The following is a 13861-nucleotide window of genomic DNA, read 5'->3' as shown; positions in this document are numbered from 1 at the left end:
GTGGGCAGCTCCTTGACCGAAGGAGACCCACATGTCCGTCACCACCACGCCCGAGGCGACCACCCCGCCGTCGGGCACTCCCCGCGAACCACGCAGCACCACCCGGTCCGCCGCGGCGGCCCGCGAACGCAGCGCCGTCCTGGAGAGCCGGATCGCCCAGAACCCGGGGGAGTACCGCGTCCTGACCGGGGACCGCCCCACGGGCGCGCTGCACCTCGGCCACCTGCTCGGGACCGTCGAGAACCGTGTGCGCCTGCAGAACCTGGGCGTCGAGGTGTTCCTGATCGTCGCCGACTACCAGGTCATCACCGACCGGGACGACACCGGGGACCTGCCCGCAACCATCCGCGAGGTGCTGCTCGACTACCTCGCCGCGGGGCTCGACCCCGAGCGCAGCACCGTCTTCACGCACTCGGCGGTGCCCGCGCTGAACCAGCTCCTGCTGCCGTTCCTGTCGCTGGTCACCGTCGCCGAGCTGGAGCGCAACCCCACGGTGAAGGCCGAGGCGGCAGCCGCGGCCGAGCGGGGCCGACGGGGGACGAGCGGCCTGCTGTTCACCTACCCGGTGCACCAGGCCGCCGACATCCTGTTCTGCCACGGCAACCTCGTGCCGGTCGGCGAGGACCAGCTGCCGCACCTCGAGACCACCCGGATGGTGGCTCGCCGGTTCAACCAGCGGTACTCGGCCGCGCGGCCGTACTTCCCCGAGCCCGACGCACTCATCGCGCGGTCCCTCACGATCCTGGGCAACGACGGGGCCAAGATGTCGAAGTCGCGCGGGAACGCGCTGGAGCTGCGCGCCTCGGAGGACGAGACCGTGGCGTACTTCAAGCGGGCCAGGACCGACGCCGACCGCGTGATCACCTACGAGCCGGGCCGTCGGCCCGAGATCGCGAACCTGCTCCAGGTCGGCGCCCACTTCACCGGGACGACGCCGGAGGCGCTCGCCGACGAGGTGGGCTCGGCCGGCGCGGGGCGGCTCAAGGAGATCGTCAGCGAGGCAGTGGTGGAGGGCTTGCGCCCGCTCCGTGCCCGACGCCGGGAGCTCGCCTCAGCGGGACCGCGGCACCTCGCCGAGGTGCTCGCGAGGGGCAACGCCCGGGCGAACGCCATAGCGGACCGCACCCTCGACGAGGTCCGCGACCTGATGGGGATGCGGTACTGAGCAGGCGACCTCGGGAGGGGTCCCCGACTGCCGCCGTTACGTTCGGCGCGCGTGCGGTGGGCACGCGTGCCGGTTCACATCGATCCATGGAGGCAGTCATGATCACCACACCGCGGAAGCCCTGGGGCAGACGGACCATGGCGCTGGTCACGGCCCTGACCCTGGCGCTGCCCGCCACTGCCGCGGCGGCCGCGCCTGCGCCGGCCGCACCGGCGGTGGCGGCGGCCCCGGCGTCGTCGGCGGGACAGGTCGGGTCGATGGCCACCGCCTGCCCGGGGAGCCGCATCGTGCACAAGCCGATCAAGGTGGGCCGCCGTACGGTCGCGTGGTTGAACGTCTTCCACGACCGTGGCTCCGGCATCAAGTGCGCCGAGACCGCGCACACCGGCCCGAGCTGGGGACGGTGGGCGTACACCGAGGTCGACATCTGGACCCGGAGCGGCTCCTCCAGCGTGGGCGGGGACTACCGCTACCGCACTGGTCCGGCGTCGATCGGGGGTGCCAACGGGGTCTGCGTCGGCGCGCGGGGAACCATCGAGTGGCGCGGCGCGATGCGGGTGACCACGGTGCACCAGCTCTGCGGCTGACCGCGGCGCGCGTCCGGCGGTCCCCGGAAGAAAGAGATCCCCGGCCGGGATGCCTCAATAACCCGGCCGGGGAACTTGGTTCGGACGGTCGACGGCGCGACGGGGTAGCCACCCATGAGCGTCGCGCCGTCGGCCGCCCGAAGTCAGCGGGCCAGACGCTCCTTCAGGGCGTCGAGCTGGGCACGCAGCGCGGCCGGGGTGTGGTCGCCGAACTGCGCGAAGAACTCCTCGGTCAGCTCGGCCTCGGCCAGCCACGGCTCCGTCGGGACGTCGAAGAGGGCGGCGATGTCGGCGTCCGGCACGTCGATGCCGTCCAGGTTCAGCGTGCCCGGGGCGGGCAGGCTACCTACGGGGGAGGCCACCGAGGCGTCCGGCCGCAGGCCGCGCCCCGCCTCGACCTGACCGACGATCCACTCGATGACGCGCGAGTTCTCGCCGAAACCGGGCCACAGGAAGCGGCCGTCGTCGCCCTTGCGGAACCAGTTGACCTGGAAGATGCGCGGGCGCTTCGACTCCTCGATGCCCGCACCCACCTCGAGCCAGTGCGCCCAGTGGTCGGCCATGTTGTAGCCGCAGAACGGGAGCATCGCGAAGGGGTCGCGGCGCAGCTCACCGAGCGCACCCTCGGCGGCCGCAGTGCGCTCCGACGAGATGGTGGCACCCATGAACACGCCGTGCTCCCAGCCGAACGACTGGGCGACCAGCGGCACGTTGGTGGCGCGGCGGCCGCCGAAGACGATCGCGTCGACCGGCACGCCCGCCGGGTCCTCCCAGGTGTCCGCGATGGTGGGGCACTGGGCGGCGGCCACGGTGAAGCGGGAGTTCGGGTGGGCTGCCGGCTTGTCGGAGGCGGGCGTCCAGTCGTTGCCCTGCCAGTCGATGAGGTGCTCGGGCGCCTCGGCCGTCAGGCCCTCCCACCAGACGTCGCCGTCGTCGGTCAGGGCGACGTTCGTGAAGATCGTGTCGCGGTCGAAGGTCGCGACGGCGGTCGGGTTCGTGTCGATGCCGGTGCCCGGCGCGACGCCGAAGAAGCCGGCCTCGGGGTTGATGGCGCGCAGCGTGCCGTCGGGGCCGGGGCGCATCCACACGATGTCGTCACCGAGGGTCTCGACCTTCCAGCCCGGGATGGTGGGCTGCAGCATCGCCAGGTTCGTCTTGCCGCAGGCGCTCGGGAAGGCGGCGGCCAGGTGGTACTGGCGCTGCTCGGGCGACGTGATGCGGATGAGCAGCATGTGCTCGGCGAGCCAGCCATCGGAGCGTGCCATCGTGGAGGCGATCCGCAGCGCGAAGCACTTCTTGCCGAGCAGGGCGTTGCCGCCGTAGCCGGAGCCGTACGACCAGATCTCCCGGGTCTCCGGGAACTGGACTATGTACTTGGTGTCGCTGCACGGCCAGGGGACGTCGGCCTCGCCGTCGGCCAGGGGTGCGCCCACCGAGTGCACTGCGGGGACCCACTGCTGCCCGGCGTCGATGAGGTCCAGGATCTCGGCGGACACGCGAGTCATGACGTGCATCGAGACGACGACGTACGGCGAGTCGGTGATCTCGATGCCAACCTGCGAGATCGGGCCGCCGACGGGACCCATGGAGAACGGCACCACGTACATGGTGCGGCCCTTCATCGAGCCCTCGAACACGCCCTTCAGCTCGGTGCGCATCTCGTCAGGAGCCACCCAGTTGTTGGTGGGGCCGGCGTCCTCCTCGTCCTGCGAGCAGATGAACGTGCGGGACTCGACCCGGGCGACGTCGGCCGGATTGGAGCGGGCGAGGTACGACCCAGGACGCTTCTCCTGGTTGAGCTCGAGGAGCGTGCCCGCTGCCAGCATCTGGTCGATGAGGCGCTGCTTCTCCGCGGCGGAGCCGTCGCACCAGACGATCTCGTCCGGCTGGGTGAGCTCGGCGACGCTCGCCACCCAGGCGCGCACGTCCTGCTCTCCGACCGGCGGCACGGCGCGCAGCCGTGTCTGGGAGGACGTGCTGGAGCCCTGGCCGGTCGTCATGTCGGCGACGAGCTCGGCGACGAGCCGGGTTCGGCGGGGGTTCGCGAGGACGGACATGTGCGCTCCGATCGTCGTACGGCTGGCCACGGTGGCGGGCTTGTTTCCACTCTTGTGTGTTGATCCGACCGAATTCCAGTCCTCGGGCTGTCAAGAATCGCCGATCTTCACGTAGTGTGAAGGAGTGGGTTCCTGTTGGTCTGTCCCGGACGTCTCCGGGTGACGGCCATCACACGATGGGAGATGACGTGCCGGGCTCGAACGAGACGTCAGCGCGCGGTGAGACCGACCTGATCACCCTGGGGCGCCGCATCCGGCACCTGCGCACCGCGCACGGGCTCACCCTCGACGCGCTCGGCGAGAAGGTCGGCTCGGCGCCCAGCCTGTTGTCGCTCGTGGAGAACGGGCGGCGTGAACCGCGCCTCGGGCTCCTGCGGTCGATCGCGGAAGCCTTCGGCGTGCCGATGAGCGAGCTGCTCAGCGCGGAGCCGCCGTCGCGCCGCGCGGCCCTCGAGATCGCGCTCGACCGTGCCCAGCGCGGACCGCTGTTCACCACCCTCGGCGTGCCCGCCGTCAAGCCCAGCCAGAAGCTGCCGATGCCCGTGCTGGAGCAGCTCGTGGGCCTGCACGAGGAGCTGGCACGGCGTGAGCAGCTCGCCATCGCGACGCCCGAGGAGGCGCGCCGCGCCAACACCGAGCTGCGTCTGGAGCGGGAGGCGCGCGACAACCACTACCCGCAGTTCGAGGCGGTCGCGGAACAGCTGGTCAAGGCCGCCGGGTACACGGGCGGCGCACTGACGCACCGTACGGTCGCGCGGATGGCGGAGCAGATGGGCTTCACCCTGCTGCACGTGGACGACCTGCCGCGCTCCGCCCGCTCCGTCACGGATCTCCGGAACGGTCGCATCTACCTGCCCCCGGCGTCGACCCCCGGAGGGCACGGACTGCGGTCTCTCGCGCTGCAGGCGCTCGCCCATCGGGTGCTGGAGCACGACCGGCCGCGCTCGTACGGCGAGTTCCTGCGCCAGCGGGTCGAGATCACGTACTTCGCGGCCGCGTGTCTCGCGCCGCAGTTCGTGGCCGTCCCGTTCCTGGAGGCGCGCAAGCGGGACCGCGACCTGGCGGTGGAGGACTTCCGGGACGCGTTCGGCATCACGCACGAGGCCGCCGCGATGCGGCTCACCAACCTCGCGACGCACCACCTCGGCATCCCGCTGCACTTCCTGCGGGTCGGCGCCGACGGCGCGCTGTTCCGGGGCTACGCGAACGACGGCCTCCCCTTCCCGCAGGACGTCACGGGCGCCATCGAGGGGCAGCTCATCTGCCGGCGGTGGGCGGCCCGCGAGGCGTTCGAGCGGCGCGACCGGGCCACCGAGTTCTACCAGTACACCGACACGCCGGCGGGAACCTTCTGGTGCTCCACCCAGACCGGCTCGATGTCGCCGTCCGGGGGGCCGGACGGCGGGTCCGGCGCCTTCTCGATCACCGTCGGTGTGCCGTACGCGCACGCCAAGTGGTTCCGCGGGCGGGCCACCCAGGTGCGGCGGGTCTCCACGTGCCCGGACCCGGCGTGCTGCCAGCGTCCGGCCCCCGAGCTCACCGAACGCTGGTCCGGCGAGGCCTGGCCGTCCGGGCGGATGCACCAGCAGATCCTCGCCGCGCTGCCTCGCGGCGCGTTCCCCGGGGTGGACGACGCAGAGGTGTACGCCTTCCTGGACAAGCACGCGCCGGAATGACTTGTCAGACGTGGCCCCACGTGTCAGACGCACAGGTCACCCGAGTGACCTGTGCGTCTGACACGTCCGCCGGGTTCTGACAAGTCCGGAGTTTTCGCCGCGTCCTTCGCACGCTGCCGGGTTAGCGTAGGCAACCGTGGCATCGAACCTGGCTTGCATCGGACTGGACGTCTGGCGACGTAGCGACTTTCGCGACCTGGTGGCATCGGCCCGTGCCGAGGCGGAGACCATCGCCAAGGACGGCGAGGTCGGCGTGCACATCTGGACCGACGCGTCCGGTGCCCGCCTGATCATCACCACCGAGGGCGACCTGGTCCGGGTGGTCACTCCGACGTTCTACGCGGCGCCCGGCGCCATCATCTCCGAGCCGCAGGCCGTCGATGGCGGGCTCGTGCTCGCCGAGCTCGTGAACCGGGACGACGAGGTGATCACCGAGATCGCCTGCCAGCTCGAGGAGCTCGCCCTGCTCGGCTCGGCGTCGTCGCCGGTCGAGGGCCCTGTGTCGATCGTCGTGCTGGGCAACTCCGTCCAGGTGATCGGCCGGGCCGACGACGACGTGCCCGACCTGAGCTTCGAGCCGACCGGCGCGTACGCGCTGTCGACCGACGCCACCGCACACCTGACCGGCATCGTGCTTGCGATCGAGCAGCGCACCGTCGGCCGCACCGGCCAGGGATTCACCGCCGCACGGGTGCAGACGGCGGGCTTCCAGGTGACGCTCTGCGTCCCGGCGGGCAAGCCGACGCTGACCGCCGGTGACGTTCTGGAGGTAGACGGCTACGTCGTTGCCTCGGTGCCGGCCCTACGTGCCTGACCGGCCCGCCAGCTCGGCGACGAACGTAGCGGCGACGAGCGCCAGCAGGATCGACGGCCAGATCAGCGCACGTCCCGTGCGTCGCCGGATGCCGATGACAAGCGCGACGAGGATGATGGGCGCGGCCACGAGGCGCGAGACGATGTAGGCGCTGTCGACCCCCGCGAAGCGCTCGAGGAGCGACCCAAGCACAAGGACGGCGAGGGCGACGGTGGTCATGCCGGCCGTCGTGACTTTCGGACCGTTCGCGTCGTCCTTGGTCTCAAGGCCCTCTGGGGCCGCGCTATTGGTCATGATTCCCTTTGTTCGGTTCGGATCTCGTGTCGGCGCGAGCCGGCCGCCGCTCAGCGTAGCGGCCCGCCCCGGGCGTCCAGACGGTCCAGCAGCCGGTTCAGGACGTCGCCGAGGCGCAGGCCGTCGTGCTCGAACTCGTTGGTGACCCACGGCTCGACGTTCCCCACGTGCGCCGCCGTCTCGAGCGAGAGCGCCGAGTCCACGAACATGTCGTCGAAGTACACGGCGGCTTCCACGGGCACCTCGTTCTCGGCGAGGCGGTGCAGGTCGTACAGGTCGCGCCAGTGCTGCCGCTCGGCGAGGGCGTGCGCGGCCGCCTCGAACGGGCGCAGGGCGCTGATCTCGGCGAACATCCAGGGGTAGATCATCTCGCCGGTCATCAGCAGCGGCCGGGCGCTCTCGGCGAAGGCCGGGTCGGCGTCGCGCACCGACTGGGCGGCCCACGCCGTCGGGCCGGTGTGGGACTGGGCGTAGATCGACTCGTGCAGCACCGCGTACAGCGGGTTGGTCGCGAACGACGTCTCCGCCGCGACCGTGGCGAGGAACGTGTCGGTCAGGGGACCGCCGTGCGGGGAGTCGAACGCCTCGTCGAGGATCCAGTGCACCCGCTCGAACCCGGGCTGCATGCCGAAGTCCATGCCGAGCGACTGGAACCGGCGGGCGGTCAGGACGTCGCCGCCCGGCTCCGTCACGCTGCCGGTGGAGAGCCGGTCGGCGATGCGGCCGAGGGACTTCACCGCATGCGGGTAGCGCGCGCGGAACTGCTCGTTCTTGGCGACCACGCGTGGCTGGGTGCGTTCGTAGACCTCGCGGGCCGACGCCGTGAGACCCGGCAGCCCGCCGGTGACCAGGCTCGCGTTCAGGCCCTCGGGCGCGAACGACAGGTAGGTCATGGTGATGAACCCGCCGTAGGACTGGCCCAGCGAGGTCCAGCGGCGGCCGTCGAACAGCGTCTTCCGGACGTGCTCGGCGTCGTGCACGATGTTGTCCGCGCGGAAGTGGCTGAGGTACTCCGCCTGCTCCTCGGCGGTGCCGAGGTCGCCGAGCGAGGCCGCCCGGACCGCGCTGGAGCGTCCGGTACCGCGCTGGTCCAGCAGCACCACGCGGAACCGCTTCAGCGCGGTGCCCACCCAGCCGTCCGGGCCGGTCGGGCGCGGGCCCTTGCCGCCGGGTCCACCCTGCAGGAACACGAGGAGGGGCAGGTCCTCGGTGCGGCGGGTGGGATCCACGAGCTCGCGGGCGAACACGGAGATCGTCGGCGAGCCGTCGGGCTGGGACCAGTCGAGCGGGACATCGACGGAGTGGTCGGTGATGTGGACGCCGGGAAGGGTGTAACTGATGGGCACGGGGTCACGCTATCGGTGCGGGCCGATCCTTCAACAGGGAACTCTGATCACAGGTCTCCGAAGGGCGGGAGGCCTATCTGGCAGGGACGTTCGACGGCGAGCGGAGCAGGGGTTTCGGTGAGCACACAGTGCTGAACATCGCGACGGTGGCCGAGCGGCTCCCGGAGTGGTTCAAGGAGCTGCATCCCGGATGATCGCTCAGCTGGTCGGTCCCGGGTAAAACCCGTTGCATTAATGGAGTGCGTGCTCCAATAATCGGACCATGACGACCACAGAGGTGCGCCAGCACCCCGCACTACCCGTCCTGCTCGGCCTGGGCGTGCTCGTGATCGGCCTCGTGCTCGGCTGGTTCGCCTCGGCTCTGGCCGGCGGCCTCGCCGGCCTGATCGAGGCGACGCCGCTGCCGGTGCCCAGGCTCGTCGAGCTCATCGAGTCGATGCCGCTGGCCTGGACCCTCGGCATCCTGGGCGGGCTCGGCCTGCTCGGCGGCGCGTTCGTCGCCTTCATGACGGTGGGCGAGGCGCCCGCCCTGAGCGTCGCGGACGACCACCTGGAACACCGGCAGGACGAGCGCGAGGTGTGGATCGAGCGGTCCGACGTCGGTGCCGCGTTCCGCGACACGAGGTACCTCGTGCTCCTACGGCCCGACGGCGGGCTCCGCGCCCGGCTCGACGCCGACACCCTGTCCTGGGCCAAGGTCCAGGCCGCCCTGGAGCAGCACCGCTGGCCGTGGCACGACGCGGACCCGTACGAGGAGCGGTTCGAGCGCTGGCTCGACGGGCGCCCCGGGTTCACCGCCGCGGAGAACGAGGCGCTCCGCCGTCGGCTCGAGGACCGCAAGGACGCTGCCGGCCTCCGCAAGGCAGACGACGACCTGGCCGCGCTCGGACTGGTGGCACGGGTCCGCGACGACCGGATCCAGGCGCGCCGGGTGGCGTCGGCCGACGAAGGCGCGCGTGGCACGGACCGTTGACCCGGCCCGCCACGAGGCGCGCAGGCTCGTCATCATCGACGCCGCCCTGACGGTCTTCGCCGAGCGCGGGTACGACGGCGCAACGACCGCCGAGATCTGCCGACGGGCGGGCATCGGGTCGGGCACGTTCTTCCACTACTTCCCGACCAAGCTGGACCTGCTGCTCGCGATCCTGACGCTCGGTATCCAGGAGGTCCGCGAGCAGGCGGAGCTCTACGCAGACCGGACCGACCCGCTCGGCGTCCTCCTCGACATCGTCGAGCGCGGCGCGGACGACGCCGCGGACCCACGGATGCCGGGCTTCGTCCGCGCGGTGGGCGGCGTCATGCAGCAGCCGGACGTCGCCGCCAAGCTCGAGGAGGACGCCCGGACACAGCGCGACCTGCTCCTGCCCTGGGTCGAGAAGGCCCAGCAAGCGGGCCAGATCAGGACCGACCTCACCCCGGCCCGCATCACCTCGTGGCTCTACCTGCTCACCGACGGCTTCCTCGGCCGCATAGCCGACGAGGAGCATTTCACCGCGCAGGCGGAAAAGGCAACCCTCGTCGACACGGCCCGCCGCTTCCTGTCCCCCTGACCCAAGCCATCCCCACCGCCCCGCCAACCCACCAAGTGGCTGATGGACGCACCCCGCGACCAAGGCGACGCGAAAGGCGAGCGGAGGGCAAGGAAGGCCTTGTCCGGCAGTAAGACGTTCCCGAAGTGGAGCGCCCCCTGGGGCGCGTGAACGCTGCCGGACAAGGCCTTCCTTGCCCTCCGCGGACCCGGCCACAGGACCCAGCCACGGAGAGCGAAACTCAAGAAACGTCAGAGTCCACCCAGTCGAACGTCTTCGTCACGGCCTTCTTCCAGCTCCGGTACTGACGCTCTCGCTCTTCCTCCTCCATCGAAGGCTCCCACCGCCGGTCCTCGGCCCAGTTAGCGATGACGTCCGCCTCACCGTTCCAGAAGCCGACCGCGATGCCCGCCGCGTACGCCGCACCGAGCGCCGTCGTCTCCGCGACGACGGGCCGGATGACGGGCACCCCGAGCTGGTCCGCCTGGAACTGCATGAGCAGCTCGTTGGCGACCATGCCGCCGTCGACCTTGAGCTCGGTGAGGTCCACGCCGGAGTCGGCGTTCATGGCGTCCATCACCTCGCGGGTCTGGAACGCCGTCGCCTCCAGCGCGGCCCGCGCGATGTGGTTCCGGTTGACGTACCGGGTCAGGCCGACGAGCGCACCGCGGGCGTCGGGCCGCCAGTACGGCGCGAACAGGCCGGAGAACGCGGGCACGAAGTAGGCGCCACCGTTGTCCTCGACCTTGCGGGCGTACCACTCGACGTCGGGCGCGTCGTGGAACAGGCCCAGGTTGTCGCGGAGCCACTGGATCAGCGATCCCGTGACGGCGATGGACCCTTCGAGGGCGTAGATCGGAGCCGCGTCGCCGATCTTGTAGCAGACGGTGGTGAGCAGGCCGTTCTCGGACGGGACCTTCTCGGTGCCGGTGTTGAGCAGCATGAAGTTGCCGGTGCCGTACGTGTTCTTGGCGGTACCGACGTCGAAGCACGCCTGCCCGAAGGTGGCCGCCTGCTGGTCGCCGAGGATGCCGGAGATCGGCACGCCGGGCACCATCCCCCTCGGGCGGCCGTTGCCGTACACCTCGGAGGAGGAGCGGATCTCGGGGAGCATCGAGAGCGGGATGCCCATGTCCGCGGCGATGTCCTCACGCCAGGACAGCGTGTCGAGGTCCATGAGCATCGTGCGCGACGCGTTCGTGACGTCGGTGACGTGCACGCCGCCGTCAGGCCCGCCGGTCATGTTCCACAGGACCCACGCGTCGGTGTTGCCGAACAGGAGGTCACCGCGCTCGGCGGCCTCCCGCGCGCCCTCGACGTTGTCGAGGATCCACTTCACCTTGGGGCCGGAGAAGTAGGTGGCCAGCGGCAGGCCGACTATCGACTTGTACTTGTCCGCGCCCTCGGACCCGGCCAGCTCGTCGACGATGGCCTGCGTGCGCGTGTCCTGCCACACGATGGCGTTGTACACCGGCTTGCCGGTCGTCTTGTCCCAGACCACGGTGGTCTCGCGCTGGTTGGTGATGCCCACCGCGGCGAGGTCGGTGTGGTTGAGGTTCGCCTTGGTGAGCGCGAGCCCGACGACCTGGCGGGTGTTGTCCCAGATCTGGTCGGGCTTGTGCTCCACCCAGCCGGCCTTGGGGAAGATCTGGTCGTGCTCGAGCTGGCCGGTGGACACGATGGTCCCGGCGTGGTTGAACACGATCGCCCTGGTGCTCGTGGTGCCCTGGTCGATCGCGAGTACGTAGTCAGCCATCGGTGTTGACTCCCTTGTCTGTTTCAGTCTGCTTGTGTGCCGCGTCGTATCAGGCGACGGCGGCCGCGACCAGGCCGCCGAGCGCGCCGCCTACCAGCGGCCCGACCACCGGCACCCACGAGTAGGCCCAGTCGCTGGAGCCCTTGCCCGGGATGGGCAGGACGAAGTGTGCGATGCGCGGGCCGAAGTCACGCGCCGGGTTGATGGCGTACCCGGTGGGGCCACCAAGGCTTGCGCCGATACCGACGACGAGGAGGGCGGCCGCGAGCGGGCCCATGTCTCCCGGCCAGTTGGCGAACGACAGGATCACGAAGACCAGCATGAACGTGGCGATCACCTCGGTGACGAAGTTCCACGTGTATGAGCGGATCTCCGGGCCTGTGGAGAAGACACCGAGCTTGACGGCCGGGTCGGCGTCCAGGTCGAAGTGCTTCTTGTGCGCCAGGTACGCGAGGACTGCGCCGACGAAGGCGCCGACGAGCTGGGCGACCCAGTAGAAGATCATGTTGACGAAGTTGGCGGGGACTCCCTCGGCGAACTCCTCGGCCCCGCTGGACAGGATCCCGAGCGTCACCGCGGGGTTGATGTGCGCCCCGGACTTGAAGGCGACGAACACGCCGGCGAAGACCGCGAGGCCCCAGCCGAAGTTGATCATCAGCCAGCCGCCGTTGAACCCCTTGTTCTTCGGCAGGATCGCGTTCGCCACGACGCCGGCACCGGCCAGGATCAGGATCATCGTGCCGAGGAACTCCGGCACCATGATGTCCGTGAATGCGTTCATCACTGACTCGCTTTCTGCCGACTGCTCTGTCGGCGTACGGGGGTGAACCCGGCGGTGCCTCTGCGGTAGCCCGTCGGCAATCTGGTAGTGGTGTCCTGGGATCCTTAGTTTCGGAGCGGCTGCATGGCAGCCACGTCAGGGGTGGCCAGGCGTGCCTGTTCGGCAGCCTCGTCGTCGGGTGATTCCTCGGCATGGCGTTCTGCCTCGATCCGCGCCTGCCACGCGCGGACCTCCCGCTCCTCGTCGGATGCGTCCCAGCCGAGCAGTGGCGCGACGACGGACGCGACCTCCGCGGCCGCCTCCGTGCCCCGGTCCACGATCTCGTAGACGAGTCGCGTGCGGTGCGCCAGCACGTCCTCCAGGTGGAGGGCGCCCTCATGGCTGACGGCGTAGTGGGCCTCGGCGCGGAGATAGGCCGGGGCGTGCTCGAGCGGTGCGGCGAGCGTGGGGTCGGCGTCGCACAGCTCGACGATCTCGGCGAGATTCGCGCCGTACCGGTGCAGCAGGTGGTCGAGCAGCGGGGGAGTCCAGCCGAACCGCTTGCCCCACGTGCGCGCCTGCCGCTGCACGGCGCGCAGCCCGACGGCGCCCGTGAGCGGGATCTGGTGCGTGATCGAGGGGAGCGCGGCGGAGCGCTGCCCGATCGCGAAGTCGACGGCGTCCTTGGCCATGATCCGGTAGGTCGTCAGCTTGCCGCCGGCGATCACGGTGAGGCCGGGCGTCGGCGACGCGACCGTGTGCTCCCGGCTGACCTTCGCGCTGCTCGTGCCGGCCTTGGTGCCCGGCTGGAGCAGCGGGCGCAGGCCCGCATAGGTGCCGATGATGTCTTCCCTGGTCAGGGGGTGGGCCAGCACGGCGTTGGCATGGTCGAGTACGTAGTCGATGTCGGCGCTCGTAGCCACGGGGTGAGTCGGGTCGAGGCTCCACGGGGTGTCGGTGGTCCCGATGATCCAGTACCGGCTCCACGGGATGACGAACAGCACGGACTTCTCCGTCTGCAGGATCAGCCCGGCGTTGCCGCGGATGCGTTCCCGCGGGACGACGATGTGCACGCCCTTGCTGGCGAGCACCCGGAGCCCGCCCTCGGAGCCCGCGAGGGCCTCGGTCTCCTCGGTCCACACGCCTGTCGCGTTGATGACCGACCGGGCCCGGACGGTGATCTCCTTGCCCGTCTCCAGGTCCACGACCACCGCGCCGTTCACCGCGCCGGTCGCGCCCTGCGTCAGGCTCACGACCTGGGTGCGGCTCGCGGCGTGCGCGCCGTAGCTCGCCGCGGTGCGGATCAGGGTCGCGACGAGGCGGGCGTCGTCGACCGAGGCGTCCCAGTACTGGACGGCGCCCACTGCGGCGTCGTGCGCCAGGTCCGGGAACTTGGCCTCCATCTGGTTCTTGCTCAGGTGCCGGTGGAACGGCATCGGGCGGCGGCCCGGCGTGAGCGTCGCGAGCACGTCGTACATCAGGATGCCGGCGCCCACGTAGGCGCGCTCCCAGACGCGGTGCTCCAGCGGATACAGGAACGGGACCGGTCGCACCAGGTGCGGTGCGAGGTCCCGGAGGAGGAGGTCGCGCTCGGTGAGGGCCTCGTGGACCAGCTCGAAGTCGAGCATCTGCAGGTAGCGCAGCCCGCCGTGGACCAGCTTGCTGCTGCGGCTGGAGGTGCCCTGCGCCCAGTCCTGTGCCTCGACCACGGCGGTGGACAACCCGCGCGTGACGGCGTCCAGCGCGATTCCGGCGCCGGTGACGCCGCCCCCGATCACCAGGACGTCGAGCTCGGCCGAGGGACTCACGCTGGCTTCCAGTGCGGCCAGCGCCTGTGTTCTCGCGTCTGCGGTCAGCCGTGTGGATGCCATGCGCCA

12 protein-coding genes are annotated in these 13861 nt (G+C 70.7%); 6 read left to right on the top strand and 6 right to left on the bottom strand.

Features of this window, described 5'->3' with window-relative positions; genetic code table 11:
• The first annotated feature begins 31 nt into the window (after positions 1–31).
• On the top strand, positions 32–1165 hold the full coding sequence (gene trpS, locus ACFO6V_RS12740) for a tryptophan--tRNA ligase (RefSeq protein WP_377135870.1): 1134 nt from the start codon (positions 32–34) through the stop codon (positions 1163–1165).
• 98 nt (positions 1166–1263) lie between these two features.
• Positions 1264–1752 (top strand): hypothetical protein, encoded by a 489-nt coding sequence (locus ACFO6V_RS12735; RefSeq protein WP_377135868.1) that lies wholly within the window; start codon positions 1264–1266, stop codon positions 1750–1752.
• Between the two features lie 143 nt (positions 1753–1895).
• Here ACFO6V_RS12735 and ACFO6V_RS12730 read toward each other — a convergent pair whose 3' ends face one another.
• Positions 1896–3809 carry a phosphoenolpyruvate carboxykinase (GTP) gene (locus tag ACFO6V_RS12730; RefSeq protein ID WP_377135866.1) on the bottom strand — a complete coding sequence of 638 codons (1914 nt, stop codon included), beginning with the start codon at positions 3807–3809 and terminating at the stop codon, positions 1896–1898.
• Positions 3810–3985: 176 nt separating this feature from the next.
• Between ACFO6V_RS12730 and ACFO6V_RS12725 the strand changes: the two genes are divergently transcribed.
• Together ACFO6V_RS12725 and ACFO6V_RS12720 are read left to right on the top strand one after the other, a co-directional pair.
• Positions 3986–5485 (top strand): helix-turn-helix domain-containing protein, encoded by a 1500-nt coding sequence (locus ACFO6V_RS12725; protein WP_377135864.1) that lies wholly within the window; start codon positions 3986–3988, stop codon positions 5483–5485.
• Positions 5486–5621: 136 nt separating this feature from the next.
• Positions 5622–6299, top strand: coding sequence for a hypothetical protein (locus ACFO6V_RS12720; protein ID WP_377135862.1), 678 nt, complete (start codon positions 5622–5624; stop codon positions 6297–6299).
• On the opposite strand, the gene ACFO6V_RS12715 is transcribed toward ACFO6V_RS12720, so the two are convergent.
• The gene (locus ACFO6V_RS12715; protein WP_377135860.1) at positions 6288–6593 is read right to left on the bottom strand and encodes a hypothetical protein; all 306 of its coding nucleotides are present in this window, start codon (positions 6591–6593) and stop codon (positions 6288–6290) included. The two genes, ACFO6V_RS12720 and ACFO6V_RS12715, sit on opposite strands and share 12 nt — an antisense overlap.
• Positions 6594–6643: 50 nt before the next feature.
• Complete coding sequence (locus tag ACFO6V_RS12710) at positions 6644–7939, bottom strand: alpha/beta fold hydrolase (RefSeq protein WP_377135858.1); 1296 nt, start codon at positions 7937–7939, stop codon at positions 6644–6646.
• Positions 7940–8201: 262 nt separating this feature from the next.
• Between ACFO6V_RS12710 and ACFO6V_RS12705 the strand changes: the two genes are divergently transcribed.
• Together ACFO6V_RS12705 and ACFO6V_RS12700 are read left to right on the top strand one after the other, a co-directional pair.
• Positions 8202–8912 (top strand): YqeB family protein, encoded by a 711-nt coding sequence (locus tag ACFO6V_RS12705; protein ID WP_377135856.1) that lies wholly within the window; start codon positions 8202–8204, stop codon positions 8910–8912.
• Entirely contained in the window at positions 8896–9489 is a 594-nt protein-coding gene (locus ACFO6V_RS12700; protein ID WP_377135854.1) for a TetR/AcrR family transcriptional regulator, read from the top strand. The genes ACFO6V_RS12705 and ACFO6V_RS12700 overlap by 17 nt, the downstream gene beginning before the upstream one ends.
• A 220-nt stretch (positions 9490–9709) precedes the next feature.
• On the opposite strand, the gene glpK is transcribed toward ACFO6V_RS12700, so the two are convergent.
• The 3 genes from glpK to ACFO6V_RS12685 all read right to left on the bottom strand — a co-directional run bounded on the left by glpK (position 9710) and on the right by ACFO6V_RS12685 (position 13855).
• Positions 9710–11224, bottom strand: coding sequence for a glycerol kinase GlpK (gene glpK, locus ACFO6V_RS12695; protein ID WP_377135852.1), 1515 nt, complete (start codon positions 11222–11224; stop codon positions 9710–9712).
• Between the two features lie 49 nt (positions 11225–11273).
• Complete coding sequence (locus tag ACFO6V_RS12690; protein WP_377135850.1) at positions 11274–12005, bottom strand: MIP/aquaporin family protein; 732 nt, start codon at positions 12003–12005, stop codon at positions 11274–11276.
• 104 nt (positions 12006–12109) lie between these two features.
• Positions 12110–13855: a glycerol-3-phosphate dehydrogenase/oxidase gene (locus ACFO6V_RS12685; protein WP_377135848.1), complete on the bottom strand. Its 1746-nt coding sequence runs from the start codon at positions 13853–13855 to the stop codon at positions 12110–12112.
• Between the last annotated feature and the right edge of the window lie 6 nt (positions 13856–13861).

The sequence above is a fragment of the Promicromonospora alba genome, assembly GCF_042654905.1.
GTDB lineage: Bacteria > Actinomycetota > Actinomycetes > Actinomycetales > Cellulomonadaceae > Promicromonospora > Promicromonospora alba.
This window is presented reverse-complemented; position numbering and strand designations above follow the sequence as displayed.